The 1416-nt window shown below is 74.2% G+C and carries 1 pseudogene; it reads left to right on the top strand.

The window, feature by feature from the left end:
• A pseudogene (locus AAHG09_RS31730) lies at positions 1-1416 on the top strand (glycosyltransferase); the annotation flags it as partial.

The raw sequence follows: 1416 nt of genomic DNA, 5'->3' as shown, positions 1-1416 counted from the left end.
ACGTGCTCAACGGCGGCCCCGCCCGCCCGGACCGGGACGCCGGCCTCGCCCTGCGGGTCGCGACCCTGGCGCCCTACTTCGACGCCGCCCACTACCGGGCCGGCCTGAGCGAAGCCCGGGCGGACGCACTGCTCGACGCTTCGGATGCCGAGCTGCTGCGGTCCTACGTGGAGGGCGGCTGGCGGGCGTTCGTCAGCCCGCGGCCGGACTTCGACCCGGCGGGCTTCGTGCAGGCGCGGGCCGGCAGCCGGGCGGTCCGGGACGACCCGTTCTTCCGCTACGTGGCCGAGACGCGGCTCGGTGGGGCCGAGCCGTTCGCGGAGGCCGGGCGGCTGGCCGTGCCGGCGGTGGACGCGGACTGGTACCGGGCGACCTACCCGGATGTGGGCTCACAGGCGCCGTACCTGCACTTTGCCGGTTCGGGCTGGCGGGAGCTGCGCGATCCGGGCCCGGGTCGCTCGACCCTCGACGCGCTGCTGCGGGTGTGCGGGCTGCGGCCGAGCCGGGCGCCGGTGGAGGACACGGGCTGGCTGGGGGCGATCGAGCCGGGGACTGAGAACCGGGCGGACGACCGGGCGGAGCGGCTGGACCGTCAGGCGCAATTGATCGCGGGGCATTTCGACCACGGCTTCTACCGGGCGCGCTACGGTCTGGCGGCGGAGGCGGACGCGGTGCGCGACTATTGCGACACCGGCTGGCGCCTCGGACGCAACCCCAGGCCCGATTTCAACGGCTGGGCCTACCGCGCGCATCATCCGCACGTGGAGGCGACGGGCCTTGCGCCCTTCGTCCACTTTATGGCGACAGCCTTGCTGCGCGGCACCGACATCGCGGCCGACACGGTCGATGCCCGTTACGGCGCGCCGCCCGCCGATGAGGACGCGGATCTGCTGGAGCAGGCGCGCCTGATCGAGCCCTTTTTCGACGCCCCCTGGTATCTGAAGCGCTATCCCGACACGCGCGGCTTCGAGAACGGGCCGGCGGTCCATTTTCTCTCACACGGGCAGGAGGAGGACCGCGACCCGAGCAAGACCTTCTCGACGCGCTTCTACCGCCGGGCCTACGGCCACCTGTTCGCCCCGGGGGTGTCGCCGTTCCTGCACTACGTGCGCGCGGGCCGCGCCGCCGGCCTGATGGGCGCGCCTGAGGATCTCGGGACCCTGCCGCCGCTCACCGCCCCCGACCCGCACGACTGGGACGGCCTGCCCCGGGCCCGGCCCATCGCCGACGCCCGCGTGCTCGTCATCATGCCCGTCTACAAGGGGCGCGGCGAGACCCTGCGCGCGCTCCACGCCTGCCTGTCCCGGCCCCAGGCAACCCCCTTCACCCTGCTCGCCGTCAACGACCGATCCCCCGACCCGCAGCTCACCGCGGAGCTCGCGCAGCTCGCCGCCCGCGGCCTGTTCCACCTCGTCG

Source organism: Methylobacterium guangdongense (genome assembly GCF_038442355.1).
GTDB lineage: Bacteria > Pseudomonadota > Alphaproteobacteria > Rhizobiales > Beijerinckiaceae > Methylobacterium > Methylobacterium guangdongense.
The sequence above is the reverse complement of the archived record's forward strand: the minus strand, read 5'-3'. Positions and strand labels throughout refer to the sequence as shown.